General features: G+C 38.0%; 24 protein-coding genes. 20 read left to right on the top strand and 4 right to left on the bottom strand.

From position 1 onward, the window contains the following. Window positions 1–5: 5 nt before the first annotated feature. Complete coding sequence (locus tag H4J57_RS01425) at window positions 6–422, top strand: phosphate ABC transporter substrate-binding protein (RefSeq protein ID WP_259364804.1); 417 nt, start codon at window positions 6–8, stop codon at window positions 420–422. Window positions 423–518: 96 nt separating this feature from the next. Next, window positions 519–2,459 (top strand): ATP-dependent DNA helicase RecQ, encoded by a 1,941-nt coding sequence (locus tag H4J57_RS01420; RefSeq protein ID WP_182241722.1) that lies wholly within the window; start codon window positions 519–521, stop codon window positions 2,457–2,459. 79 nt (window positions 2,460–2,538) lie between these two features. On the opposite strand, the gene H4J57_RS01415 is transcribed toward H4J57_RS01420, so the two are convergent. Together H4J57_RS01415 and ygfZ are read right to left on the bottom strand one after the other, a co-directional pair. Then, window positions 2,539–3,030, bottom strand: coding sequence for a peptidylprolyl isomerase (locus H4J57_RS01415; RefSeq protein WP_070374747.1), 492 nt, complete (start codon window positions 3,028–3,030; stop codon window positions 2,539–2,541). Window positions 3,031–3,066: 36 nt separating this feature from the next. Then, window positions 3,067–4,053: a tRNA-modifying protein YgfZ gene (ygfZ, locus tag H4J57_RS01410; protein WP_182213361.1), complete on the bottom strand. Its 987-nt coding sequence runs from the start codon at window positions 4,051–4,053 to the stop codon at window positions 3,067–3,069. A gap of 171 nt (window positions 4,054–4,224) precedes the next feature. Between ygfZ and H4J57_RS01405 the strand changes: the two genes are divergently transcribed. Both H4J57_RS01405 and H4J57_RS01400 read left to right on the top strand, forming a co-directional pair. After that, a complete protein-coding gene (locus H4J57_RS01405) occupies window positions 4,225–4,476 on the top strand; it encodes a succinate dehydrogenase assembly factor 2 (RefSeq protein WP_070374745.1) in 252 nt (83 codons plus the stop codon). A 37-nt stretch (window positions 4,477–4,513) separates the two neighbouring features. Next, complete coding sequence (locus tag H4J57_RS01400) at window positions 4,514–4,810, top strand: hypothetical protein (protein WP_182213363.1); 297 nt, start codon at window positions 4,514–4,516, stop codon at window positions 4,808–4,810. 39 nt (window positions 4,811–4,849) lie between these two features. Here H4J57_RS01400 and nadB read toward each other — a convergent pair whose 3' ends face one another. Further along, complete coding sequence (nadB, locus tag H4J57_RS01395; RefSeq protein WP_182213364.1) at window positions 4,850–6,448, bottom strand: L-aspartate oxidase; 1,599 nt, start codon at window positions 6,446–6,448, stop codon at window positions 4,850–4,852. 237 nt (window positions 6,449–6,685) lie between these two features. On the opposite strand from nadB, the gene rpoE reads away from it, so the two are divergent. From rpoE to H4J57_RS01315, 16 genes are all read left to right on the top strand, one after another. Beyond that, on the top strand, window positions 6,686–7,264 hold the full coding sequence (gene rpoE, locus H4J57_RS01390) for an RNA polymerase sigma factor RpoE (protein WP_182213366.1): 579 nt from the start codon (window positions 6,686–6,688) through the stop codon (window positions 7,262–7,264). 82 nt (window positions 7,265–7,346) lie between these two features. Further along, a complete protein-coding gene (locus H4J57_RS01385) occupies window positions 7,347–7,967 on the top strand; it encodes a sigma-E factor negative regulatory protein (RefSeq protein ID WP_182213368.1) in 621 nt (206 codons plus the stop codon). Further along, a complete protein-coding gene (locus H4J57_RS01380; protein ID WP_182213370.1) occupies window positions 7,967–8,929 on the top strand; it encodes a MucB/RseB C-terminal domain-containing protein in 963 nt (320 codons plus the stop codon). Before H4J57_RS01385 ends, H4J57_RS01380 begins: the two co-directional genes overlap by 1 nt. Then, entirely contained in the window at window positions 8,926–9,435 is a 510-nt protein-coding gene (locus H4J57_RS01375) for a SoxR reducing system RseC family protein (RefSeq protein ID WP_182213372.1), read from the top strand. The genes H4J57_RS01380 and H4J57_RS01375 overlap by 4 nt, the downstream gene beginning before the upstream one ends. 257 nt (window positions 9,436–9,692) lie before the next feature. After that, a complete protein-coding gene (lepA, locus tag H4J57_RS01370; protein WP_182213373.1) occupies window positions 9,693–11,483 on the top strand; it encodes a translation elongation factor 4 in 1,791 nt (596 codons plus the stop codon). A gap of 10 nt (window positions 11,484–11,493) precedes the next feature. Then, the gene (gene lepB, locus H4J57_RS01365; protein ID WP_182229990.1) at window positions 11,494–12,414 is read left to right on the top strand and encodes a signal peptidase I; all 921 of its coding nucleotides are present in this window, start codon (window positions 11,494–11,496) and stop codon (window positions 12,412–12,414) included. Between the two features lie 2 nt (window positions 12,415–12,416). Then, complete coding sequence (rnc, locus tag H4J57_RS01360) at window positions 12,417–13,106, top strand: ribonuclease III (RefSeq protein ID WP_182213377.1); 690 nt, start codon at window positions 12,417–12,419, stop codon at window positions 13,104–13,106. Window positions 13,107–13,123: 17 nt separating this feature from the next. After that, window positions 13,124–14,035 carry a GTPase Era gene (era, locus tag H4J57_RS01355; RefSeq protein WP_070374735.1) on the top strand — a complete coding sequence of 304 codons (912 nt, stop codon included), beginning with the start codon at window positions 13,124–13,126 and terminating at the stop codon, window positions 14,033–14,035. A gap of 29 nt (window positions 14,036–14,064) precedes the next feature. Further along, on the top strand, window positions 14,065–14,751 hold the full coding sequence (gene recO, locus H4J57_RS01350; RefSeq protein ID WP_182213379.1) for a DNA repair protein RecO: 687 nt from the start codon (window positions 14,065–14,067) through the stop codon (window positions 14,749–14,751). Window positions 14,752–14,768: 17 nt separating this feature from the next. Further along, window positions 14,769–15,500 (top strand): pyridoxine 5'-phosphate synthase, encoded by a 732-nt coding sequence (pdxJ, locus tag H4J57_RS01345; RefSeq protein WP_182213381.1) that lies wholly within the window; start codon window positions 14,769–14,771, stop codon window positions 15,498–15,500. A 124-nt stretch (window positions 15,501–15,624) separates the two neighbouring features. Next, window positions 15,625–16,005, top strand: coding sequence for a holo-ACP synthase (acpS, locus tag H4J57_RS01340; protein ID WP_070374732.1), 381 nt, complete (start codon window positions 15,625–15,627; stop codon window positions 16,003–16,005). Window positions 16,006–16,125: 120 nt separating this feature from the next. After that, window positions 16,126–16,371, top strand: coding sequence for a hypothetical protein (locus H4J57_RS01335; protein ID WP_182213382.1), 246 nt, complete (start codon window positions 16,126–16,128; stop codon window positions 16,369–16,371). Window positions 16,372–16,685: 314 nt separating this feature from the next. Then, entirely contained in the window at window positions 16,686–18,632 is a 1,947-nt protein-coding gene (gene acs / locus H4J57_RS01330; protein WP_182213384.1) for an acetate--CoA ligase, read from the top strand. A 497-nt stretch (window positions 18,633–19,129) separates the two neighbouring features. Beyond that, window positions 19,130–20,239, top strand: coding sequence for a 3-deoxy-7-phosphoheptulonate synthase (locus H4J57_RS01325; protein WP_182213385.1), 1,110 nt, complete (start codon window positions 19,130–19,132; stop codon window positions 20,237–20,239). Between the two features lie 31 nt (window positions 20,240–20,270). Further along, complete coding sequence (gene tyrA / locus H4J57_RS01320; protein WP_259366759.1) at window positions 20,271–21,422, top strand: bifunctional chorismate mutase/prephenate dehydrogenase; 1,152 nt, start codon at window positions 20,271–20,273, stop codon at window positions 21,420–21,422. Window positions 21,423–21,496: 74 nt separating this feature from the next. Next, complete coding sequence (locus H4J57_RS01315) at window positions 21,497–21,985, top strand: thioredoxin family protein (RefSeq protein ID WP_182213387.1); 489 nt, start codon at window positions 21,497–21,499, stop codon at window positions 21,983–21,985. 158 nt (window positions 21,986–22,143) lie between these two features. Here the strand turns inward: H4J57_RS01315 and barA are convergent, their stop codons facing one another. After that, complete coding sequence (gene barA / locus H4J57_RS01310; protein ID WP_182241721.1) at window positions 22,144–24,969, bottom strand: two-component sensor histidine kinase BarA; 2,826 nt, start codon at window positions 24,967–24,969, stop codon at window positions 22,144–22,146. Window positions 24,970–25,036 lie beyond the last annotated feature (67 nt).

Genomic DNA, 25,036 nt, shown 5'->3' with positions numbered 1-25,036 from the left:
TGATGATGAAATATATAAAAGTCACTGCGATCTTACTTTCAATAGGCTTTAGTTTAACGGCTTCTGCCGATATTGCTGTTATTGTGAATCCGGCTAATTCTAGTGAGCTTACCGACAGAGACATATCTCGGATTTTTTTAGGTAAAAATAAGAAATTTACTAACGGTGCTTCTGTCATGGCAGCCAATTTAAAAGATGAAAGTCCCGCTCGAGAAGAGTTTGAAAGCAAAGTGTTGCAAAAGACTAGCTACCAAGTTAAATCTTATTGGGCTAAGCTAATTTTCTCTGGTAAGGCGAAACCTTTAGCAGAATTTGATAATGATGCCGATGTGTTAAGTTTTGTTGCTGATAACCCTGATGCTATTGGCTATATCGATGCTGCTAATGTCAGTGATAAAGTTAAAGTGATTAAAACCTTTTAAGTAACTCTGTTATTATAAAACGAGTATCAACAGTGATTTTCAATTGACTGTTGGTACTCGTTTTTTTTTAATTCATTTATTTAATAGGTATTTCTTGTGTCATCTCTTGTTAACTCACTCAAGCAAATCTTTGGTTTTGATGCCTTTCGTGATGGACAGCAGCAAACGATTGAACAGCTCCTCAATAGCCAATCTTCTCTCGCTATATTTCCGACTGGCTCAGGTAAATCATTATGCTATCAATTAGCGGCTATAGAACTACCTCACTTAACTATTGTTGTTTCTCCCTTGCTGGCGCTAATGAAAGATCAATTAGCCTTTTTAGCGACGAAAAATATAGCAGCGGCAAGTATCGATTCAACATTAACCCCACAGCAAAATCAGCAAGTCATGGCGGATACGCGTTCAGGTAAAATAAAAATTCTTATGGTGTCGGTTGAGCGTTTTAAAAACGAGCGTTTTCGCCAATTTATTGAGTCAGTAAATGTATCTATGTTGGTTGTTGATGAGGCACATTGTATTTCTGAATGGGGGCATAACTTTCGACCCGATTATTTAAAACTCCCTAACTATCGCCAAGAACTCAACATTCCGCTGGTGCTTTTGTTGACCGCCACAGCGACCAAAAAAGTCAAGCAAGATATGGCCACTAAATTCGCTATCTTACCAGAGCACATCGTACAAACAGGCTTTTATCGTCAAAATTTAGATTTGTCGGTGTTAGCGGTTTCAACAAAAGATAAAAATCAACAATTGCTAACAAGTATCGCTGATCAAACCGGTTGTGGCATTGTATATGTGACTTTACAGCAAAGTGCTGAGTATGTGGCAAACTTTTTGACGCAACAAGGTTTGAATGCGCAACCTTATCACGCCGGATTTATAAGTGAAAAACGACAGAAAATTCAAGAAGATTTCATGTCGGGAAAAGTACAAATCATCGTGGCTACTATTGCTTTTGGCATGGGCATAGATAAAGCAGATATCCGCTTTGTTATTCATTATGACTTACCCAAGTCAATTGAAAATTACAGCCAGGAAATTGGCCGAGCAGGGCGTGATGGTTTAGCATCAAATTGCATTACCTTGGCAAATTTAGATGGGCTAAATACCGTTGAAAATTTTGTTTTTGGTGATACACCCGAACTGAGTGGTATTGAATGTGTTATAAAAAACATTCAACAAGAATGCCAAAATGATCGCTGGGAATTACAAGGTTTATCGCTGTCAAATGCCAGTAATATCCGCCAATTACCCATGAGAACCTTACTTGTTCAGTTAGAGCTGCAAGGTGTTATTAAACCACTATTTTCATATTTTGCCGATTTTAAATATAAATTCACCACCAATAAAGACGAGGTGTTAAATTTATTTGAAGGTGAGCGCAAAGATTTTCTTGCGACTATTTTTAAATACAGCGGTTTTAAAAAAGTATGGGGAGAGCCAGACTTTGATGCACTATTTCAGCATTATGGCTGTGACCGTGGCCGAGTGATTGTGGCTTTGGAATACCTTCAAGAGAAGCAACTGATCACCTTGGAAACAAAAAAAATCACTGAAGTTTTTAGTGTTAACAAAGCCTTGTTGTCAGCTAATATACTTGCTAAGTCACTACATGATTATTTTGTCGAAAAAGAAGAAAAAGAAATAAAACGTATTGCAACACTGGTGCGCTTCTTTGAATTATCCTCTTGCCTAAGTCGAAATTTATCCTTGTACTTTAATGATAAAAACACCCCTGAAAATTGTGGACATTGTTCAGTATGCCGTGGAAACGTTGCTAAGCTAAGTTACTCACAAGAAAGTATTCTGCCAGATGACACTGCGATAGTTGACATGCTAACGGCACTTATTGAACATATGTCGACCAAGCACAAAGGTGTTTTATCTTTAGAAACGATGTGCCGATTTTTAACTGGATTAACCGTGCCGCTTTTTAGCCGTAATAAAATAAAACAGTTATCTGGTTTTGGCTGTTGTGAAAATATTCGCTATCAAGAAGTGCGTGAAAAAGTGATCAGTGTGATGAATATTTAGCGGCAAATAATTAATAAAAAAGCGAAATATAAGTACTTATATTTCGCTTTTTATTTTTCAAACTCAGTTTATATGAGGATTAGTCGTGGTTGTGACCACAACCCCCTTCACCATGGACATGTCCATGTTTCAATTCATCTTCTGTGGCATCACGGACTTCTAAAATTTCTACATCAAACTTTAAATCAATGCCTGCCAAAGGGTGATTTCCGTCAACGGTTATTTCATCATCAGTGACATCAATAACAATAACTGTTTGCTCACCATCATCAGTCGTTGCACGTAATTGTGAACCAACCGCAAGATCTTCAACACTTTCGAACATACTTTTTGGTACGGTTTGTACAAACTCATCGTGGCGATCGCCATAAGCATTTTCAGCGCTAACTGCGACTTCGAATTTATCATCAACAACATGATCTGTTAAAGCATCTTCTAAGCCCGGAATGAGATAACCTGTACCGTGAATGATAGATAAAGGGCTGTGATCATAAGAGCTGTCGATGAGTGTATCTTCGCTGTCGGATACGGCATAGTGTAAAACGACAACTTTGTTTTCTGAAATTTTCATGATATGTCCTAAATTTTAAATAAATGTAACTCGCGACTATTCCGCTAAGTTATAAGGCAATTCTACTAAGCTTAATGCTGAGTTTTCGTGGTTTTTAATCCGTAAGTTTGTGGTGCTATCGATATCGCTGGCTAAAACAGCCTGCAGATAATAAATGCCATCATCACTAATATAGCTCGCTAAGATGTCACCAGCTTTACGCCAGTTTGCACCTAGCTGTTGCTCAATAATATCACCTGCTTGCAAGGTTATTAACTCATTATTTGCTGATTTACTCTTTAACGAAAATAAAGCACGTTTGTTTTTTCCTAAATACTGCATTCGAGCAACAGTCTCTTGTCCTAAGTAACAGCCTTTAGTAAAGCTTATGCCGTGAATTGCTTGTAAATTCAACATTTGTGGCACATAAGAAGCAACTGTTTCTGGTGCTAGTAAAGGAAAACCTTCATTAATTTCGATTAAATTCCACAGCGCTTGAGAATAAGTGACTAAGGCAAAGTCATTAATAATTTTTTCAGCAGCCTTCGCCTCATCAATTATAAGATAACGTTTTAATTTTCCCGCGAGGTAGACAATAGTGGTACTACCGACTTGTAAAACCGGTGTTAAACTATTAGGTAATTCAACAAACTGTTGATGGAGTATTTCTGTTGCCTTTTTTCCTGCAACCGCATAAAAAGCTAAATCTGTGGCTTGTTCAATGGTTACTTTGGCAAATACGCCAAATTTCTTCAGTTCGGCTAATGATTGGCTAATACTGGTTTTAGGTTGTAAAAGTAAATGAATATTTTGACGATTTATCAATCTAAACACTGAAAAAACTTTACCTTTAGCGTCGCAATGACCACCCAATAATAAGTTATTATCTGTCAGTATATTTACATCGCAAGTCACTTGTCCTTGTAGGTATTTACTTTGTTCTGCTCCATGTACAGCAATTGCACCATATTCAGCTAAACTAATGATACAAGCATCAGGAAGGTTATCGTAACTAGGTAAAGTATTTTCAACAGAGATTGTCATAATTAAATTGGCATTTTTGTTTTATTGATATGTTAAATAATGAGGACTTTCTTGTGAAATTCAAGGTGTATATGATATTCGTTAGTTTATTTTTCTAGATCTGATAAACAATATTGTAATGGCAAATGACTTTGTTAGAATAAGCCTAAATTTTATTTTACTGGGTGTTACATGTCTTTAACTGATAATAAACCGCGTTTAAGATGGGCTTGCCGTCGTGGAATGCTCGAATTAGATATACTTTTTATGCCTTTCGTTGAAGAGGCTTATGATTTGCTCTCAGAAAAAGAGAAGCTAGTTTTTGAACGTTTACTGGAAGAGCAAGATCCGGAATTATTTGCTTGGTTTATGGGGCATCAAGTTTGTGAAGACAAAGAACTCAACGCCATGGTGCAACTTATCCTTAAACGAGTTAAAGTTTAATATAGTTGTTGAGCATACGCATAATAAATTTAATTTTATGCGAATGTTCTATACTGAACCTAACAGTTTTACTCTTGATATAATGGGTGAATGCCAGTTTTCGGCTAAAGGTAAAAGACAGTTAAGCGCGTCTAGTCGTATTGGTTTTTGGGGGTGTTGGTTGGTCTTTGAAGATAATTTACCAGCACAAGTTACCTGGCTGAAAAATAATTTTTTAAAAAACTGTCTCGCGCAACTGAATTTACCCAGCTACTTTATTTTAAAAACGAGTTTGTCTGCTAAACATTATTCAAGGTTATGCCGTGTTATCGTCAAGTTAAATAACCCAACTTAGGGTGATTAAACCTTTGATAACTCAGCATAACACTTATTATTAAGGACGTAGAATAGTTGGGGTTGCTACCTGACTTAATTCAGGATAATCAAGCGTGTAGTGCAAACCACGGCTTTCTTTACGTTCCATCGCACATCTAATAATTAATTCAGCTACTTGTACTAAGTTTCTTAATTCTAGTAAATTATTACTGACTCGAAAATTTTGATAGTAATCTTCTATTTCTCTTTGCAACAATTCAACACGGTGCAGCGCTCTTTCTAAACGTTTTGTTGTTCTGACAATACCGACATAGTCCCACATAAATAATCGCAGTTCATGCCAGTTATGTTGTATAACAACTTCTTCATCAGAATTTGTAACGCGACTTTCATCCCAAGCGGGTAACGCAACAATACTCTGTTGACGGTCAATTTTTTGTTCTATGTCTAATGCCGCTGCGCGAGCAAACACTAGGCATTCTAATAACGAATTACTCGCCATACGATTAGCGCCATGTAAACCGGTATAAGCGACTTCGCCAATAGCATACAAGCTCTCGATATCTGTTTTACCTTGCTTATTAATCATGACACCACCACAAGTGTAATGGGCAGCAGGTACAACGGGCATAGGTTGTTTGGTAATATCGATGCCTAAAGATTGAGTTTTTTCATAGATATTAGGGAAGTGTTGCTTAATAAAATCAGCAGGTTTGTGGCTGATATCTAAATACATACAATCAGCGCCGAGGCGTTTCATTTCAAAATCAATAGCGCGGGCAACAATATCTCGAGGTGCAAGTTCGGCGCGTTCATCGAAGCTTGGCATAAATCGACTGCCGTCAGGGCGACGTAAAATAGCCCCTTCGCCGCGTAATGCTTCCGTTAACAAAAAATTTCCTGCATCAGGATGGAATAAACATGTCGGATGAAATTGGTTAAACTCCATATTAGCGACACGGCATCCTGCTCGCCACGCCATTGCTATACCATCACCGCTGGCAACATCAGGATTTGAAGTATATTGGTAGACCTTACTTGCACCACCCGTCGCTAAAATGGTTTTACGGGCAAATATACGTTCAACGCATTCGCTATTTCGGTTCCAGATGTAGGCGCCAATGCAGCGCTTTTGCTGGTTATTGGTATCGTTTGGTTGTTCACAGACTAAATCAACCGCATTGTAGCGTTCAAAGATTCGAATACGGGGATGATTTTTAACTTGGTCGACTAACGTGGTTTGAATGGCTTGACCTGTGGCGTCAGCAGAATGAAGAATTCTGCGATGGCTATGACCACCTTCACGGGTTAGATGGTAACGTAACTCACCTTTTTCATCTTCTTCTTGATCAAAGTCAACACCTTGGCCAATTAGCCATTCCAAACATGCTCGCGCATTTTCAGCGGTAAATTGCACTATTTCTTGGTCACACAAGCCTGCACCAGCAATTAAAGTGTCATTTACATGAGCAGCAACACTGTCATTCTCATCAAAAACAGCAGCGACACCCCCTTGGGCGTAAAAGGTTGAACCTTCATTAACCAAGGATTTGCTGAGTACAACGATATCGGCATTATTTGCTAAATGTAAAGCAAGCGTTAAACCCGCGGCACCGCTACCAATAATTAATACGTCACAGTTGTGTTGTTTGTTCATAAAGTTATGATTTTAATGTATTCTACATATAGCAGGAATCTTAACGGTTATTCACCTGTGGTAACAGATAAAATGGGCTGTATTTAGAAATAAACACGAAATTTGGATAGTTTTATGATTTATTTTAATTTTTTTCGAACTTTTTCAAACTAGTGTAGTCCTACTTGATGTGTTTACCATGAGCCAAATGTTGAACCGGATTTTAGAAGTAAGTAATAATTAGGAGTATTGGCTCAGATGAGCGAAATAAACGTTGACCAAAAATTGGTTGAACGAGTACAACGCGGAGATAAAAATGCTTTTAACCTTCTGGTGACAAAGTATCAGCATAAAGTAGCAAATTTAGTGTCGCGTTATGTAAAAAATCACAGTGATGTACCCGATATAGTTCAAGAAGCATTTATTAAGGCATACAGAGCTTTACCTAATTTTAGAGGGGATAGTGCTTTTTATACTTGGCTTTATCGTATAGCCGTTAATTGCGCAAAGAACCATATGGTGGCGAGTAATCGAAAACCACCGGGCTCTGATATAGAAGTAGAAGATGCTGAAATTTATGATTCAGGTGAAGCTTTGCGAGAAAATGCTTCTCCTGAAAAGTTATTATTAACCAATGAAATCAAAAAAGTTATTTTTGATACCATTGAACAACTACCCAATGATTTGCGAACGGCAATTAACCTTCGAGAGTTAGAAGGGTTAAGTTACGAAGAAATAGCACATATTATGGATTGTCCTGTTGGGACTGTCCGTTCGAGAATATTTAGAGCTCGAGACGCGGTAGATAAAAAAATTAGGCCATTATTACAAAACTAGCTATTAAGAGTAGATTTTTGGTATAGAAGATAAAATTAATTTAATTCACACGAATGTAAGTGTTAATTTTTAAGGTGTATATATGAGTGAAGGTAAGTTTGAAACAGTGTCATCTTGTGTTGATAATTTTCAACATAATGATAAAACGTTTGATGATATTATCAACGATGAACATTTGTCGACTACTTGGGATCGTTATCATTTAATTGGAGATGTTTTACGTAATGACACTCCTGATGTTTTACAACTTGATTTATCTGCTGAAATAGCAAAAGCGATTGCCGCTGAGCCGACCGTTTTGGCACCGAAAACGACTAATGTTTTCATGCTTAAGTTAAAAAATAAAGTGGTCGAGTTTGCTAAACCCTTTGGCCAATTAGCGATTGCTGCTTCAGCCGCAGGTTTAATGGTTTTAGGTGTACAAAGTAATGTTGCACAAAATAATGAAACTATTTTACCTAGCCAAATAGTAAAAACTATTCCTATGGCAGGTTTCGCTGAACCGGTAAGCTTGAACTTTCAAGAACCAGACAGAGCTTCACAAAAGCAAGCTTTTATTGATCAACAACGTCGTTTTCATGCTTTGCTGTCTGATCACCAACAACAAATTAAATTAGGTTCACTGACGGTTGATACCACAAATACAGACAATGAAAGTGAAACAACTAGCATTGACAACAAAAAGGCAAATAAAAGTAATTAATGAAATTCTTAAGTTATGTTTTACTGCTGTTAAGCATCAGCTTTTCCGCGGTTGGTGAAGAAAGTGAGTCAGCAAAAGTTTGGCTCGAACGTTTATCTAGCGCATTAAATAAACTTAATTTTAGTACGTCTTTTGTTGTTGTAAAAAATAATCAAGCTCAGCCATATCACTGGTTTCATGGTGTCGATGAAAGTGGTAAAGAACTTGAGATACTTTCTTTACTCAATGGACCGCGTCGCGATATTTTGCGCAAAGGCAACGTAGTTAGCTATATCGAACCTGAACTGCCTCCTTATTCAGTAACTTCTCAACAAATTAGTGGTCCTATTCCTGCTATTTTAGCGGGAGATATTTCTCGATTAGAAAATATTTATGATTTTATTTCTGTTGGCCGAAGTCGTGTATTAGGCCGACCTGCACAATTGATCAGAATAGAAGCAAAAAATACCCACCGTTATGCCTATTGGCTTTGGTTAGACCAACAATCAAGTATGCTATTAAAGTTGTCTATTGTGACGAAACAAGGCCAACAATTAGAGCAAATTCAGTTTACGCATCTTGAAATCACAGAAAAACCTTCAGAAAGTGTCTTACAGTTAAATGAGACTGAACTTCCTGTGCTAGTTGATATTCCTGAAGAATACCAACAGCAAGAACTGCAATGGGATGTTAACTGGTTGCCAGAGGGCTTTACGCAAATTAACGCTAATCGACATAAAATATCACTAACAAAACAACCGGTTGAATTTATGCTGTTGAGTGATGGCTTAGTCGATATTTCAATTTATGTTAATGGTAGTCAAGAAAAACAACGCAATGCGGACTTTGTTATGGATGGAGCTACTTTGGTGTTAAACCAAGTGAGTGATGGTATTGAAGTGAGCATTGTCGGAAAAATACCGTTTAAAACAGCGAAAGCTATTGCCGACGCTATCACGATAAAGCCACCTCAAAAACCATGATTGAAGAAAACGCTACGGTTGTTGCCATAGAATTAACGGCGGATAAAAATGCCGGTCTAACCGCTATGCATAAAGTGACCGTGGAAAGCCAAATCAAATCAAGCTGCAGTGGCTGTAAACAGGTTGATAACTGTGGCAGTGGTCAAGTGGCTAAAGCTTTTCCACAAGCCAAACTTAGCTTAGAATTAGAAACTGAATTAGCAGTAAAAGTTGGTGACACTGTGGTCTTGGGTTTATCAGACAAGCATTTACTATTAACCGCTTGGCAAGTTTATCTATGGCCATTGTTAGGGCTAGTCATCGCGTCAGTATTTGGCCAATGGTTGGTTGAAAATAGCATATTTAGCCACGAGTTATTTGCGATAGCGTTAGGTGTATTGGGCGGATACATAGGTTTTTCGCTCGCGAGGCACCAACAAAAACGTGGTAAATATTGTAATTTGTTAATCCCAAAAATTCTCCGTATACATAACTCGATGATCAATATTGTCGAAATTACTGATTAAAATTTTTGCGACTGATTCTGTGTCCAGTACAAGTCTTTAAAGTAGACGCTTCTGCGTAATAAATATTAGCCATTAAAGAACTATTATTTGCTACTAATGCCTAGTAATTTACCTATTTTAGACTTGCTTAAACCTCTATCTCGAAGTAGAACGGCTATATACACAAGTTAACACAACATAAAGATAGCCCCAGCGCGCTAAATTCGCTAAAATCTCACCCTATTGAATTAACCACAGCATTATTTGAACTTCCATTTATGAAAAATATACGTAACTTTTCAATTATCGCCCATATCGATCATGGTAAATCTACACTTTCTGATCGCTTGATCCAACATTGTGGTGGCTTACAAGAACGTGAAATGGAAGCACAAGTCCTAGATTCTATGGACATTGAGCGCGAGCGCGGCATCACGATCAAAGCGCAAAGTGTTACGCTTGATTACCTAGCCAAAGATGGTGAGACGTATCAGCTTAACTTTATCGATACGCCGGGTCATGTTGATTTTTCTTATGAAGTTTCGCGTTCACTTGCTTCTTGTGAGGGTGCCTTGCTTGTTGTGGATGCCGGACAAGGGGTTGAAGCACAAACCGTTGCTAACTGTTATACCGCCCTTGAAATGGATCTAGAAGTTATCCCAATTTTAAATAAAATTGATTTACCTCAAGCGGATCCGGATCGCGTCAGCGAAGAAATTGAAGATATCATTGGTATTGATGCGACAGGCGCAGTGCAGTGTTCTGCAAAAACTGGCTTAGGTATCGAAGATGTTTTAGAAACTATCGTTGCCAATATCCCGGCACCAACTGGCGATCCTACGGGTAACTTACAAGCCTTGATCATTGATTCTTGGTTTGATAATTACCAAGGCGTTGTTTCATTAGTGCGTGTGATGAATGGCGAAGTGAAAAAAGGCGATAAAATGGTGGTCATGTCGACAGGACAAGTTCACCAAATTGATAAAGTCGGAATATTCACACCAAAACAAAAAGAAACGGGTATTTTAAGAACCGGTGAAGTTGGTTTTATTATTGCTGGTATTAAAGAAATACATGGCGCGCCAGTGGGCGACACTATTACCATTCATAAAAAAGAAGCTGCGAAAGCGCTTGCCGGTTTCAAAAAAGTTCAACCGCAAGTTTATGCTGGGATTTTCCCAATAAGTTCTGATGACTACGAAAATTTCCGTGATGCGTTGAACAAATTAAGCTTAAACGATGCTTCTTTGTTTTTTGAGCCAGAAAACTCATCTGCGCTTGGCTTTGGCTTTCGTATTGGTTTCCTTGGTATGTTGCATATGGAGATTGTTCAAGAGCGTTTAGCACGTGAATATGACCTTGACCTTATTACAACAGCCCCTACGGTTAACTATGAAATTGCTTGTACCAACGGTGACGTTATATCTATTGATAACCCTGGCGATTTACCAGCTATTAACAGTATTGACGAAATTCGTGAACCTATCGTTGAAGCCAATATCTTAGTACCCCAAGAACACTTAGGTAATGTTATTACTTTATGTATTGAAAAACGTGGTGTGCAAAAAGATATTATTTATCACGGAAAACAAGTAGCAGTAAGATATGAGCTACCTATGGCTGAAGTGGTCATGGACTTTTTTGATAAGTTAAAGTCAACGAGTCGTGGTTATGCTTCACTAGATTATAACTTTATCCGCTTCGAAGCTGCCGACATGGTGCGCGTTGATGTGATGATAAATGGCGATCGCGTTGATGCTTTAGCAATGATAACCCACAGAGGTAACTCGGTTGCACGTGGCCGTATGCTCGTCGATAAATTAAAAGAACTTATTCATCGTCAAATGTTTGATATTGCTATTCAAGCGGCGATTGGTAATAACGTTATTGCTCGTACTACCGTTAAGCAATTACGAAAAAATGTTACCGCAAAATGTTATGGTGGTGATATTTCTCGTAAGAAAAAACTACTTCAAAAACAAAAAGATGGTAAAAAACGTATGAAGCAAGTTGGTAACGTTGAAGTACCGCAAGAAGCGTTTTTAGCTGTACTTAAATTAGAAAGTTAGTAGGGAAGTTATGGCTGTTTATTTTTCAATCTTTCTCGTTATTATTACTAGTATCACTGGCATTGTTTGGTTAGCTGATAAGTTTTATTTAGCGCCGCAACGTAAATTAAAATTAGCTGACGCTCAAGCCCAATGTCAAGAAGTTTTGCCAGCTGAGGTTATCGCTCAATTAGTAGAGCCTTCAGCAATTGTTGATACGTCGGTACAAATATTTCCGGTTATCGCTTTTGTTTTGATTTTACGTTCTTTTTTATGGGAACCGTTTCAAATACCTTCGGGCTCTATGATGCCGACATTACTTGATGGCGATTTTATTTTAGTCAATAAATTCGTTTATGGATTACGCGATCCAGTTGCACGTAATAAATTTATTGAGATCGGGCTACCAGAACGTGGCGATGTGGTGGTATTTAAATATCCACAAGACCCAAAGATTGATTATATTAAGCGTGTTATTGGTTTGCCTGGCGATAGAATTATTTATCGTAACAAATCCATATATATCAAGCCTGCTTGTCAAGAAAGTGACGTTAAATGCCCAGACTTTGAGCAAGTAATCAACACCTTTAAAAAAGAAGATGAGTCACCTGACGGTTCATATGGCTTGAGTCGTTACACAGCTGATATGCCAAACAAGACACATGATATTTTAATGGATAATCAAATACTGCCACGCACGCAGCATTTTTATCAACAGAAAAATACCCAACGCGATGAGTTCTTTGTACCTGAAGGTCATTATTATGTGATGGGTGATAACCGTGACAATAGTCTTGATGGACGCTTTTGGGGATTCGTACCCGAAGAAAATCTTGTTGGCGAAGCCGTAGCAATTTGGATGAGTTTTGATTTTGATCGTGACGAAGATAGTTTTTTACCAAAGTGGATACCGACTAATGTCAGGTTTTCACGTTTGGGTGGAATAAACTAATCGTGAAAAGCTCAGCAGTCGCACTAACTAGACTCAGTAAAAAGTTAGGATACACCTTTAATGATAATGACTTATTGCTTCAAGCATTAACACACCGAAGTGCTAAAGGAACTCATAACGAACGTTTAGAGTTTCTTGGCGACTCCATTCTTGGTTTTGTCATTGCTGAAGTACTTTATCAGCAATTTCCTTCTCATGACGAAGGAGATTTAACACGCATGCGTTCGAGCCTTGTGCGAGGTGTTACCTTAGCTGAAATTGGCCGAGGCTTTAATTTAGGCGATTACTTAATTTTAGGCCCAGGTGAATTAAAAAGTGGGGGACATCGTCGAGATTCAATTTTAGAAGATGCCGTTGAAGCGATTATCGGTGCTGTTTATTTAGATTCAGATAACGACACGACTAAAGCATTAGTGCTTAGCTGGTTTGCTGAACGACTAGACATTATTAAACCCGGTAACGAACAAAAAGATCCTAAAACACGTTTACAAGAATATTTACAAGCACGTAAAATTGCTTTACCACTTTATGAAGTCATTCACACCAGTGGTCAGTCTCATAATCAACAGTTTACTGTGCGATGTACAACCAAGGTGATAAACACCGAAGTGGTCACTAAAGGCACTAGCCGTCGTAAAGCCGAACAAGCCGCAGCGCAACAAGTACTCGCGCTCATTTTTGATAAAAAATAACTCAGCGAAATATTATCATGACAAGTGAAAATAAACATTGTGGCTTAATTGCTATTGTCGGTCGTCCTAATGTTGGTAAATCAACATTGCTTAACAGCTTGTTAGGTCAAAAAATTAGTATCACCTCACGCAAGCCACAAACGACACGCCATCGTATTTTAGGAATTTTAACAGAAGAAAATAAACAAGCGGTATTAGTTGATACTCCTGGTTTGCATTCTGATGAGAAACGCGCGATTAATCGCTTAATGAATCGTGCTGCAAGTAGTTCAATAGCAGAAGTTGAATTAGTGGTTTTCTTGGTTGAAGGAACACATTGGACAACTGATGATGAACTTGTGCTTAGCAAGATAAAAAAATCTGGCGCACGTTGTATCTTAGTGATTAATAAAATCGATAATGTCCAAGATAAGGAATCATTATTACCTCACTTGCAGAAATTAGGCGAGAAGCACAACTTTAGTGATATCGTACCTATCTCTGCAGCGAAAGGCGATAACGTTGATACCATTCGTCAACTTTGTCTTAGTTCACTGCCTGAAGGTGATTTCTGGTTCCCAGATGATTATGTTACTGACCGTTCAAGTCGTTTTATGGCTTCTGAAATTATTCGTGAAAAACTTATTCGTTTCACCGGTGATGAATTGCCTTATTCAACAACGGTTGAAGTTGAACAATTTAAAATGGACGAAAAGGGTATCATCCATATTAATGCGCTAATTTTAGTTGAACGAAAAAGTCAAAAGCGTATGGTTATAGGTAATGGTGGAGAGCGACTTAAAACAATTGGTCAAGAAGCTCGTCGTGATATGGAAGCGCTTTTTGAACAGAAAGTGTTTCTTGAAACTTGGGTGAAAGTGAAATCTGGCTGGGCTGATGATGAACGTGCACTGCGTAGTTTAGGCTATGGGGATGAATATTCAGGTTAGACTTCGAACCGTCTACTGGACTAAAAATAATGGAAGAATTTGAGCAAAGTGCTTTTTTATTGCATTCACGACCCTATCGTGAAAATCAAATATTGCTTGAATTCTTAACCGCTCAACAAGGAAAAGTGTCTGCTATTTCTTATTTAGGTAAGTCCTTAAAATCTAATAAAAAAGCTTTATTACAACCTTTCTCTCCACTAAAAATTGTTTTGAAAGGTCAAGGCAGCCTCAAGTATTTACAACGTGTCGAACCCGAAAGAAAATCCTACCAGCTCAGTGGTAATTACCTCTACAGTGGCTTTTACCTTAATGAGTTACAAGTGCGTCTACTGGGTGAACATATCCCTTATGACGAACTTTTTTGTCAATATCAACAAAGCATTGAACAATTATCGGAACAACGTTCAATTGAATTTATATTGAGAAATTTTGAAAATAGATTACTAGAAGAATTAGGGTTAACTATTGATTATTCGCCGATATTTTCAGAAAATAATAATCGTTATCATTATTTCCCTGAACAAGGTTTTGTCCCGATAATAAGCAAGCAGGTACAGACTGGTTATAATGCTGAGCATTTAAAAGCGATAGCCGAAGAAGATTTATCATCTAAAGACGTAATGCAAACGTATAAAGTGCTGATGCGGCAAATTATTAATCATTTACTTGATGGTAAACCACTAAATAGCCGGAAATTATTTACAAAAAATTCATAAATTTAAGAGATATAAAAATGAGCGAACTATTATTAGGCGTTAATGTTGACCATATTGCTACCTTACGAGAAGCAAGGGGCACAAATTATCCTGATCCAGTCTATGCTGCATCAGTAGCAGAGCACGCTGGAGCCGATGGCATTACCGTCCATTTACGTGAAGACCGCCGTCATATTCAAGACCGTGATATCTATGTACTAAAGCAAACATTGCATACCCGAATGAATTTTGAAATGGCGGTTACTGATGAAATGTTGGCCATAGCCTGTGAGGTTAAACCGGTATTTTGTTGTCTAGTCCCTGAAAAACGTGAAGAATTGACGACTGAAGGCGGCTTAGACGTTGTTGGTAATTTTGATAAAATTAGCCGTGCAGTTTCACAACTAACTGCAGCAGGTATAGAAACAAGTTTATTTATTGATGCTGATAAAAGCCAAATTGATGCTGCTATTGCAAGTAAAGCTCCTTATATTGAAATTCATACCGGCCATTACGCTGATGCAAAAAATGAACAAGATCAAAAAATTGAATTGATCCGTTTAATTGAAGGCATTAAATATGCGCATGCCAATGGTTTGAAAGTTAATGCTGGGCACGGCTTAAATTACTTTAATGTTAAACCTATTGCGGCAATTGAAGAGATAATCGAACTCAACATTGGTCATGCTATTATTGCTCGAGCGGTGATTGACGGATTAGACAAGGCTATTCGCGATATGAAACAGCTAATGAGAGAAGCGCGTAGTTAACTTTTAGAGCACAGCGCTTAGACCCTACCCGGCAGAGCTAATAAAGTTCTGCCTTATTTAACGAAGTGAAGCTAAATTAAATGTTAAGACAACATTTATCTAGCGCTTAAAAAAGTGATTCATTATGTCTGTAGTTGGCATCGGTACTGATATTATTGAAATAAGCCGTATAGAAAAAATGGCGATTAAGGTGCGAGACCGATTAGCGCTTCGTGTGTTAACGCCAATAGAATATGAAAAATACCAATCGTTAAAAACCCCTGCATTATATTTAGCCAAGCGCTGGGCAGGAAAAGAAGCCGCATCTAAAGCGCTTGGTACCGGCATAGCCAATGGGGTTTCATTTCAAAATTTTGAAATAAAATCATTAGCTTCTGGTCAGCCACAACTACTACTAAGTGGTCGTGCAGCAGAGCTAGCAACTGAATTAGGGGCTGAAAACTGGCACATTTCGCTCTCTGACGAAGCATTATATGCTACCGCGTTCGTAGTACTTTCTCGCTAGTTAACGCAATAATAAAATCTTTGTTGGTAAAATCTGTTCTATACTTACGTTAGGCACCGCTGTTTATCTGGGCTATATTGATACAATGACGTTAGTATTTATTTAACGGGTGGGTAAGTTATGCAACAACAAAAGCAACCTTTCAATGAGAGAAGGCACGAATCTCCTGAGCATTCAGTTTGGTGGGAGAAGCTGACACTCGCTCAAAAATTTTCAGCAGGTAGTCTTGGTAAGTTTGGCTATGAATTGCTTTTTATACGTAATAATAATGGACGTAGCATTGCTGTATTATCAAATAATAGTGGTACTGTTATCATTACCGAAGATGGTGAAATTGACGGTTCACCCGATATCACTATTCGTTAACGTATCTATTTAAAGACTCCTTAGTCCGCCAATAGCAATTTATTTTGCTTTTTTTAAACCCAATAATGACAGCGTTGTCATTATTGGGTTTCAATGTTAATCTTATTAGTAGACAATTATCTTTTTTCATTTTAATGGAAATTTAATAAGGCGTATTCGACTTTAGTTGAGTAGTCGCACTAATTAACTTCCTATATGATGTTGTCACTGTTTTAAAAATAACCTCAAAATCTATTAGTGCTTAGATGAATATCAATAGCATTTAAGCAATAATCAACTTGATATAATATCAAGTCAGCAATGAAGGACTCAACATGAAAGAATTGAAAAGCTGTTATCCAGTTTTAGAACAAGCTAAAGCACACACTCATATTGATAGTGCAACATACGATGCGATGTACAAGCAATCGATTGAACAACCTGATGTATTTTGGGGTGAGCAAGCTGAAAAATTTCTTGATTGGTATAAACCTTGGGACAGTGTCAGTGATGTTGACTTGAAAACGGCTGATATTAAATGGTTTTCTGGTGGTAAATTAAATGTAAGTTATAACTGTATTGATCGTCACTTAGCTACTAAAGCCAATGATACTGCTATCATTTGGGAAGGCGATGATCCCAGCGACGACAAAAAAATTACTTATCAAGAATTACATGATCATGTTTGTCGTTTAGCGAACTTATTAAAAGCACGTGGTGTTAAAAAAGGTGATCGTGTTTGTATCTATATGCCGATGATCCCTGAAGTGGGTTATGCCATGTTAGCCTGTGCTCGAATTGGCGCGGTACATTCTGTTGTCTTTGGTGGTTTCTCAACTGAAGCTATACGCTCACGAGTTGCTGATGCTGATTGCCAAGTTGTTATCACTTCTGATGAAAGCTTACGTGGCGGTCGTGTTATTCCACTGAAAGTGAACGTTGATGAAGCTGTTGCCGAATGTCCCAATGTACATACGGTTATTGTTGTTGCTCGCACCGGTGGTGATGTTGCATGGAATGACAAAATAGACATCAGTTATGAAGAAGAAGTTGCCAAGCAATCAGCCGTTTGTGAACCAGAGGTCATGGATGCAGAAGATCCATTGTTCATTCTCTATACATCAGGTTCAACAGGCACACCAAAAGGTGTTTTACATACCTGTGGTGGTTATTCGCTCTATGCCGCGATGACTCATAAATATGTTTTTGACTATAAAGATGGCGAAATTTATTGGTGTACAGCAGATGCAGGTTGGATCACCGGTCACTCTTATATTTTCTATGGCCCGTTAGCTAACGGTGCAACTACACTAGTATTTGAAGGGGTACCTACTTACCCGGATGCTGGACGTTTCTGGCAAATATGTGAAAAACATAAAGTTAATATTTTTTATACTGCACCTACTGCGATAAGAGCCTTGATGAGTATTGGCGACGATTTAGTCCATCAATCAGATCTTTCATCGTTGCGTTTACTCGGTACGGTTGGCGAGCCTATTAACCCTGAAGCTTGGCATTGGTATTATGAAGTGGTTGGCAAGTCTAACTGTCCTATTGTCGATACTTGGTGGCAAACAGAAACGGGGGGTATTTTAATTACTTCATTACCCGGTGCTGTTGATATGAAACCAGGTGCAGCAGGTAAACCCTTTTTTGGTGTTCAGCCAGCACTGTTTGATAAAGAAGGTAATACACTTGCAGGTGCCGACCAAGGTTTGTTAATGATAACGGGTAGTTGGCCTGGGCAGTTACGTACAGTTTATGGCGATCATGATCGTTTTTATCAAACCTATTTAAGCCAATATCCTGGTAATTATTTTACTGGAGATGGTGCACGTCGTGATGAAGACGGATTTTATTGGATCACCGGGCGTGTTGATGATGTCCTTAATGTTTCGGGCCATCGTTTAGGTACTGCTGAGATCGAAAGTGCTTTAGTGCTTCATCCTGCTGTAGCTGAAGCTGCTGTTGTTGGTTATCCGCATGAAATTAAAGGCCAAGGTGTTTATGCTTATGTGACTTTAATGGCTAGTGCCAGTGAATCACCAGAGTTACTGAAAGAATTAACTGAGTTTGTTGCTAAAGAGTTAGGCCGTTTTGCAAAACCTGATTATATTCAGTATGCACCTGGCTTGCCAAAAACACGTTCTGGTAAAATAATGCGTCGCATCTTACGTAAAATTGCTGAAAACGATATTGATACCTTAGGGGATACATCGACCTTGGCAGATCCTAGCGTTGTAGAGAACTTAATAAGTAATCGAATTGTTCACGCTAGTTAGTCACTAACAAGCACTTAATTAAAAGCGCCTTAGGGCGCTTTTAATGTTTTTATTGGCGGGAAAATGGCTTGAATACGTGCACTGATCTCGTCAATAGAACATGCTGCGAAAGGCCATGCTCGACTCACCCTTGGACGCTTCGCCCTGCATTATAAATAGCCGCAGTTGTGAACAGTTACCTTCTTTGCCGTCTCGGTAAATGCTCCTACGTTACTCTACTTCCTATGTCCATTTAGTCACGGCAGCACGTTATACCGTTCACCCTGAACATAACCTAGAATAAAAACACTAAAACTACTGTACCTTCAAAAAAAACCCCTGTAAGATATTGTGTACAAACAGAGTAAATAATTCTTTACGATATAGCGATTAGCGGAACTATTATGAAAAACCAACAACATCGATATTATTACTAGCCCTTCTTTTGCTAAGTCACACTTAGTTCTTTTGTTCTATATTTACTTTAATAAACAATCTTGCGATAAATGGAAAATACAATGTCTAACTCATTACCGAACGTTCAACCTAGTAAAGGTCCTCACATAAAAACCCTTAACGATATTCATGTCAATTCAGAAGATGTATTAATAACGCCTGATCAATTAAGAGATGAACTCCCCTTGTCAGAAAGTGGACGTAATTTCGTTAAAGCTGCCCGCAAGGTGATCGCTGACATTATTCATAAAAAAGATCATCGCTTACTCGTTATTTCAGGTCCTTGTTCTGTGCATGATCTCGAGGCCGCTAAAGAATATGCCCAAAAGTTAAAAGCCTTACATGATAAGCATCAAGACAGCCTTTATATTGTTATGCGTGTTTACTTTGAAAAGCCTCGCACCACCGTTGGATGGAAAGGTTTAATAAACGATCCTCATATGGATGGTACCTTTGATGTTGAAACCGGTTTGCGTAAAGCTCGAGAATTATTGATTTACTTAACTGATTTAGGTTTGCCATTAGCCACCGAAGCGCTTGACCCCATTAGCCCACAATACTTGGCTGAACTTTTTAGCTGGTCGGCGATTGGTGCCAGAACAACTGAGTCGCAAACACATAGAGAAATGGCGTCAGGTCTTTCTATGCCTATTGGTTTTAAAAATGGCACCAATGGTAGCCTAGATGTAGCTATTAATGCTTTGCAGTCAGCAGCGTCTTCACATCGCTTTATGGGGATAAACCGTCAAGGACAAGTATCATTGATTAAAACTTCTGGAAACCCTGATGGTCATGTTATTTTACGTGGTGGTAAGAAACCTAATTATGATGCTGCTAATGTTGCGTTATGTGAGAAAGAATTGAGTGTACAAGGTTTAGAGCCTGGTATTGTTATCGATTGTTCGCACGGTAATTCAAATAAAGATTACCGTCGCCAGCCATTGGTGGCAGAAAATGTATTTGACCAAATAATTGAAGGTAATAAATCAATTATTGGTATAATGTTAGAAAGTCATATAAATGCAGGTAACCAAAGCACTAATGGCCCGAAAGAGTCATTAAAGTATGGTGTTTCAGTCACTGATGCGTGTATTGATTTTAATGATACGGCACTTTTATTAGCAAATGCGACCGATAAACTTAATGGTGTTTTAAAGAAGCGTTTATCTTAAATCAGTATGAAGGCGAGTACGCGAAACGTAAATGAGTAAATTAATGGATAAGAAAAGTATTGCTCCTCAGTTAACCGCATTGAGAAATGAGATTGATGAGATAGATACTCAATTAGTCGAGCTATTAGCCAAGCGCCGCAGAGTTACCACTAAAGTGGGAGAGCTAAAAAGCCGAGTTGGTATGCCAATTTATGCGCCTGACCGAGAAGCTCAATTACTGACTATGCGACGTCAACAGGCGATGGAGGCAGGCGTGTCTCCAGAATTAATTGAAGATATTTTAAGACGGCTAATGAGTGACTCTTACATCAGTCAAGATGCGAGTGGCTATCAATGTGTCAATACAGAGAGTGGTAAAATAGTTGTTATCGGTGGTAACGGACAGTTAGGTAAAGTGTTTGTTGATTTATTTGAGCGCTCTGGTTATCAGGTAGCCGTTCTTGAACAAGATGACTGGCCAAATAGTGACAATATCCTTGCCCAAGCCGGTGTCGTTATTGTTGCTGTACCTATTCGCTTAACATCAATGATCATTCAAAAGCTTTCTTGTTTACCCAAAGCATGCATTTTAGCTGATGTGACTAGCGTAAAAGAAATGCCACTTTATGAAATGATGAAAGTTCATCAAGGACCGGTTGTTGGTTTACACCCAATGTTTGGACCTGATGTGTCAGGGTTAATCAAACAAACAATTATTACTTGCGAAGGGCGTTTACCCGAGCAATATAATTGGTTGCTGAAACAATTTCAGGTTTGGGGAGCAAAGATTTATCCCGTCGATGCGTCGGCGCACGATCAAGCAATGTCTATGGTTCAAGTTATGAGACATTTTTCAACAATTGCTTACGGTTATCACTTAATGACTGAAGGGGCTGACATTTCTCAACTTGTTGAAATGAGTTCGCCTATTTATCGTTTAGAGTTAATTATGGTTGGTCGTTTATTTGCTCAAGATCCTGTGCTTTATACTGATATCATTTTTTCAAATCAAGATAATGTCGCGATGATGAAACGTTTCGCTTATCGGTTTCTAGAGTTGTTAGAAGATGTTGAAATGGGTGATAAAGATGCTTTTGTTACCATGTTTAGCCAAGTCTCCGATTGGTTTGGTGATTATGCTGATATCTTTTTACAAGAAAGCAAAGTCATGTTATTAAAAGCTAACGAATTAAAAAAACATTAAACATTACCGTGCTACTAAAAAATTGCTAAACAGCTAGGTTGCAGTCGCACGGATATAACATAAGCAGAGTCGCAATGATAAAAGTCCTACTCACAGTATTCACTATAGCTTTTTGCCATCTATTGTCATTATCAGTTCACGCGGAGGATAATAATGGCTTTGCCTTAGGTGTGATCAGTGAAGCTAGATTGTTGAGTGACTTTAGTGCTTTTAATAAAAACTTCAATGAGTCTTTAATTACTGAGCAAGAAAAAGAAATTGTTGCGCAGTGGCCTGAATCGTTAAAAATAGACATTTATTTTGCGACTTGGTGTCATGACAGTGAACGTGAAGTGCCTAAACTACTTAAATTACTGCAAGGCAATAAGCAAATTAGTGCCACACTTATTGCACTCGATTACCAAAAAGAAGACCCACAGCAATTAGCCAAAGAAAATAATGTCAAATACACGCCAACTATCGTTGTTTATCGAGATGAAAGTAAAACCGAAGAGCTGGGGCGAATTATTGAAAGGCCCAATACTAGTTTAGTTGCCGATATTAATCAGCTGTTACTTGATTAGCCTTTGAATATTCATAGCCTTTCAGGTCCTGCTATCAGCTTTAACCTGGTCACCTTTACCGAAGCGCTAACGCCTATATTTAACCTTAAGTAAGTCATTGAGCCAATAACCCTAGCGGTGTCACTTTTTTTTAAAGCTAAATAATCATCAAATAATTATTAGTGCTCAATGTTAGGCTTTTTATTAAAAACTTCTGGTGCTTGATTAATGACATTATCAATGTGTTCAAAGAATTCAAAAAATTCAGGTTCTAAGTCATCGATAGTGACACCACTTTTCAGTTCTGTTTCTATCTGATGAACAACACGTCCTAGGCTGGGTACACCCGAGTAACAGCAAGCACCGTTAAGCTTATGAATAAGTACTTTTAATTGCTCAACATCTTGCGAGGTCAATGCTTCAGAAATATTCAGTTTTGTTTCAGGCAGGCTTTGCACTAAACCTTTAAACATCTCTTTGGCAAGTTCTTCTTTATTGCCTGCTCGTTTTAATGCTAAAGGCCAGTCAATTACTTGATGGTTTCGTCGGTGCATAATCGTTGCGTTGTTAGTATCAAAAGCTTGTTGATTTAAATCTGTGTTATCGATATTTTTATTTTTCATTGTTTTAATATTTTGTGGCTGTGTTAAATCACAATATTCATAAATACAGTGACGTAACATAGCTTCGTCAATAGGCTTAGTCATATAAGAGTCAAAGCCCAGTTTCAACAGTTTATCTTTTTCTTCTTTAAGGGCATGGGCGGTTACTGCGATCACGGGAGTATTGTCATTAAAAGTGATTGCTTTAATGCTTTTTAGCGCGGAGATGCCATCCATTATCGGCATTTGAATATCCATGAATATCATTGCAAATTTTTCATGTTTACAAATATCTACCGCTTCTTGGCCATTGACGACAGTAGTAACCTCATTGACTTGTTCGAGTAAAAGTTCATTAATAAGCTTTAAATTGGCTTCATTATCGTCAACCGCCAAAATTTTAACTGGAATTTTATTGTCTTCTGACGTTGATCTCACGATATCTAGCAGGTGATTTCTCGGTAACAGTACCTTATTTAATCGCTCTGGCGTAATGGGTTTACTTAAACAGCTTTTCGCTCCACAAGCGATCAATGCTTCCTGTAAATTTGGCGAGTTACTGTTAATCGCTAAATGAATTTGAGTCACGTTTTTTGAGAGTGTGACGATAAGCTCTTTTAGCTCAACTAATGCTGTCGGCGTTATATCATGACTTATTAGAGCAAAATCAAAATGTACCTTTTCATTCAATAAATCGTTAACTTGTACTAAGTTTTGGACCGGATGAACAGCCAAGTTCCAATCGGTAAGAATTTCGCTGGTCGCAATACGGCTATGCGTATGAGGTTCAAAATAAAGAACACTTTTACCTGCTAACTCATGATTATCAAAAATATTATCAATAGAGATAGGATTTACTTCACAACGAAAAGTAAACCAAAATGTTGAACCTTGACCTTGCTCGGTAGAAAAACCCATATTGCCGTTCATTTCAGTGACTAAGCGTTGAGAAATAACTAAGCCTAATCCTGTGCCACCATAAAGTCGCGTAACACTTTTATCAGCTTGACCAAAAGCCTCAAAAATAGTTTTCTGTTGCTCATGGTTCATACCAATACCAGTATCTTTAATTGTTACTTTTAAAACCGCAATATTATTTTCAATGCGTTCGCTGTCGACATCAATATCAACAGAACCTTTGTCAGTGAATTTCATGGCGTTGCTGGTCAGGTTGATCAATACCTGCTTAATTCGCATAGCATCACCAATGAGAGCATCAGGTAATTGCGGATTAACACGTAAAGATAACTCAATATTTTTCTTATGAGATGTTGGCGCAAGCAATGTTAATGTTTCCTCGACCGCTGCTCGCATCGAGAAAGGAATGTTTTCGATAACCATTTTTCCAGCGTCTAATTTTGAAAAATCTAAAATATCATTAATAATGGCTAACAAGTTAGCTGAGGATCGCTCTATGGTTTGTAAATAATCGCGCTGGGTAATAGTCAGCGGTGTCTTTAATACCTGGCGAGTAAAACCAATAACACCATTAAGTGGTGTGCGCAGTTCGTGACTCATATTGGCTAAAAATTCTGATTTAACTTTATTCGCTTCTTGTGCTTTTCGTTTAGCGATATCAAGTTCAACGTTTTGTATTTCAAATTGCTCTAAACTTTCTCGTAAATCGGTCGTGGCTTGATCTATGCTGCCTTGCATTTCTTCTTGGTAATCACCTAATGATTGTGCCATCGCATTGACACCGTTTTTCAAAAAGTTTAATTCACCAATTAATTGTCCTGTGACTCGACTCTCTAGTTTTCCTTCTCTAATACGATCAACGGCAAGTACCATAGCGTCTATTGGACGCGTAAAGTTTTTAATCAATCGATAAGAGAAAAATGCACTAAAAACACTGCCAAGCAAGACAATAAGAAAAGAAAATAGCATCTGGTCTTGTTGTTTTAAACGTATATTACTGCTGTCAATCTGCATAGCAATATAGCCAATATTATCTTGAGACATTGAGCGAGTTGCCTCATTTATCAAAGTTTCATTAATAATAGGACTATGAAAAATAAAATCATCACCATTTTTAGAGAAAATAGTGCTGTTGGGAATAACTTGCCCTGCTTTTAGACGTAATAAATTGGCGTCACCGTGGTAAGAGCTGGTGACAAAAACTTGGTTATCTTTAGTAAAAACAGCAATACTTTTGATAATTGATGATTGACTGCGATGGGTGAAATTCATCAGATTACGCAGTTGAACACGATCTTTGTTTAACATACCTAAAGAGCTAGCAATTGCTAGGGGTTCAATAATACTTTGAGAGCGCTGCGTTAAAAACGTATTTAATTCCTCATAACGGCTATATGAAAAATAGCTAGCTATCGAGAAAGCGATCAAAGTGGTTGGCACTATGGTAAGTAAAATTACCCAATCTTTCAGACTTATTTTATGCATTATCTGCTGAACTTTAGTGTAAAATCATGACATTGAATAACCTTATCATGGCATATCGTCATATAAA

The organism is Colwellia sp. BRX8-7 (assembly GCF_014077275.1).
Classification (GTDB): domain Bacteria; phylum Pseudomonadota; class Gammaproteobacteria; order Enterobacterales; family Alteromonadaceae; genus Colwellia_A.
This window is presented reverse-complemented; position numbering and strand designations above follow the sequence as displayed.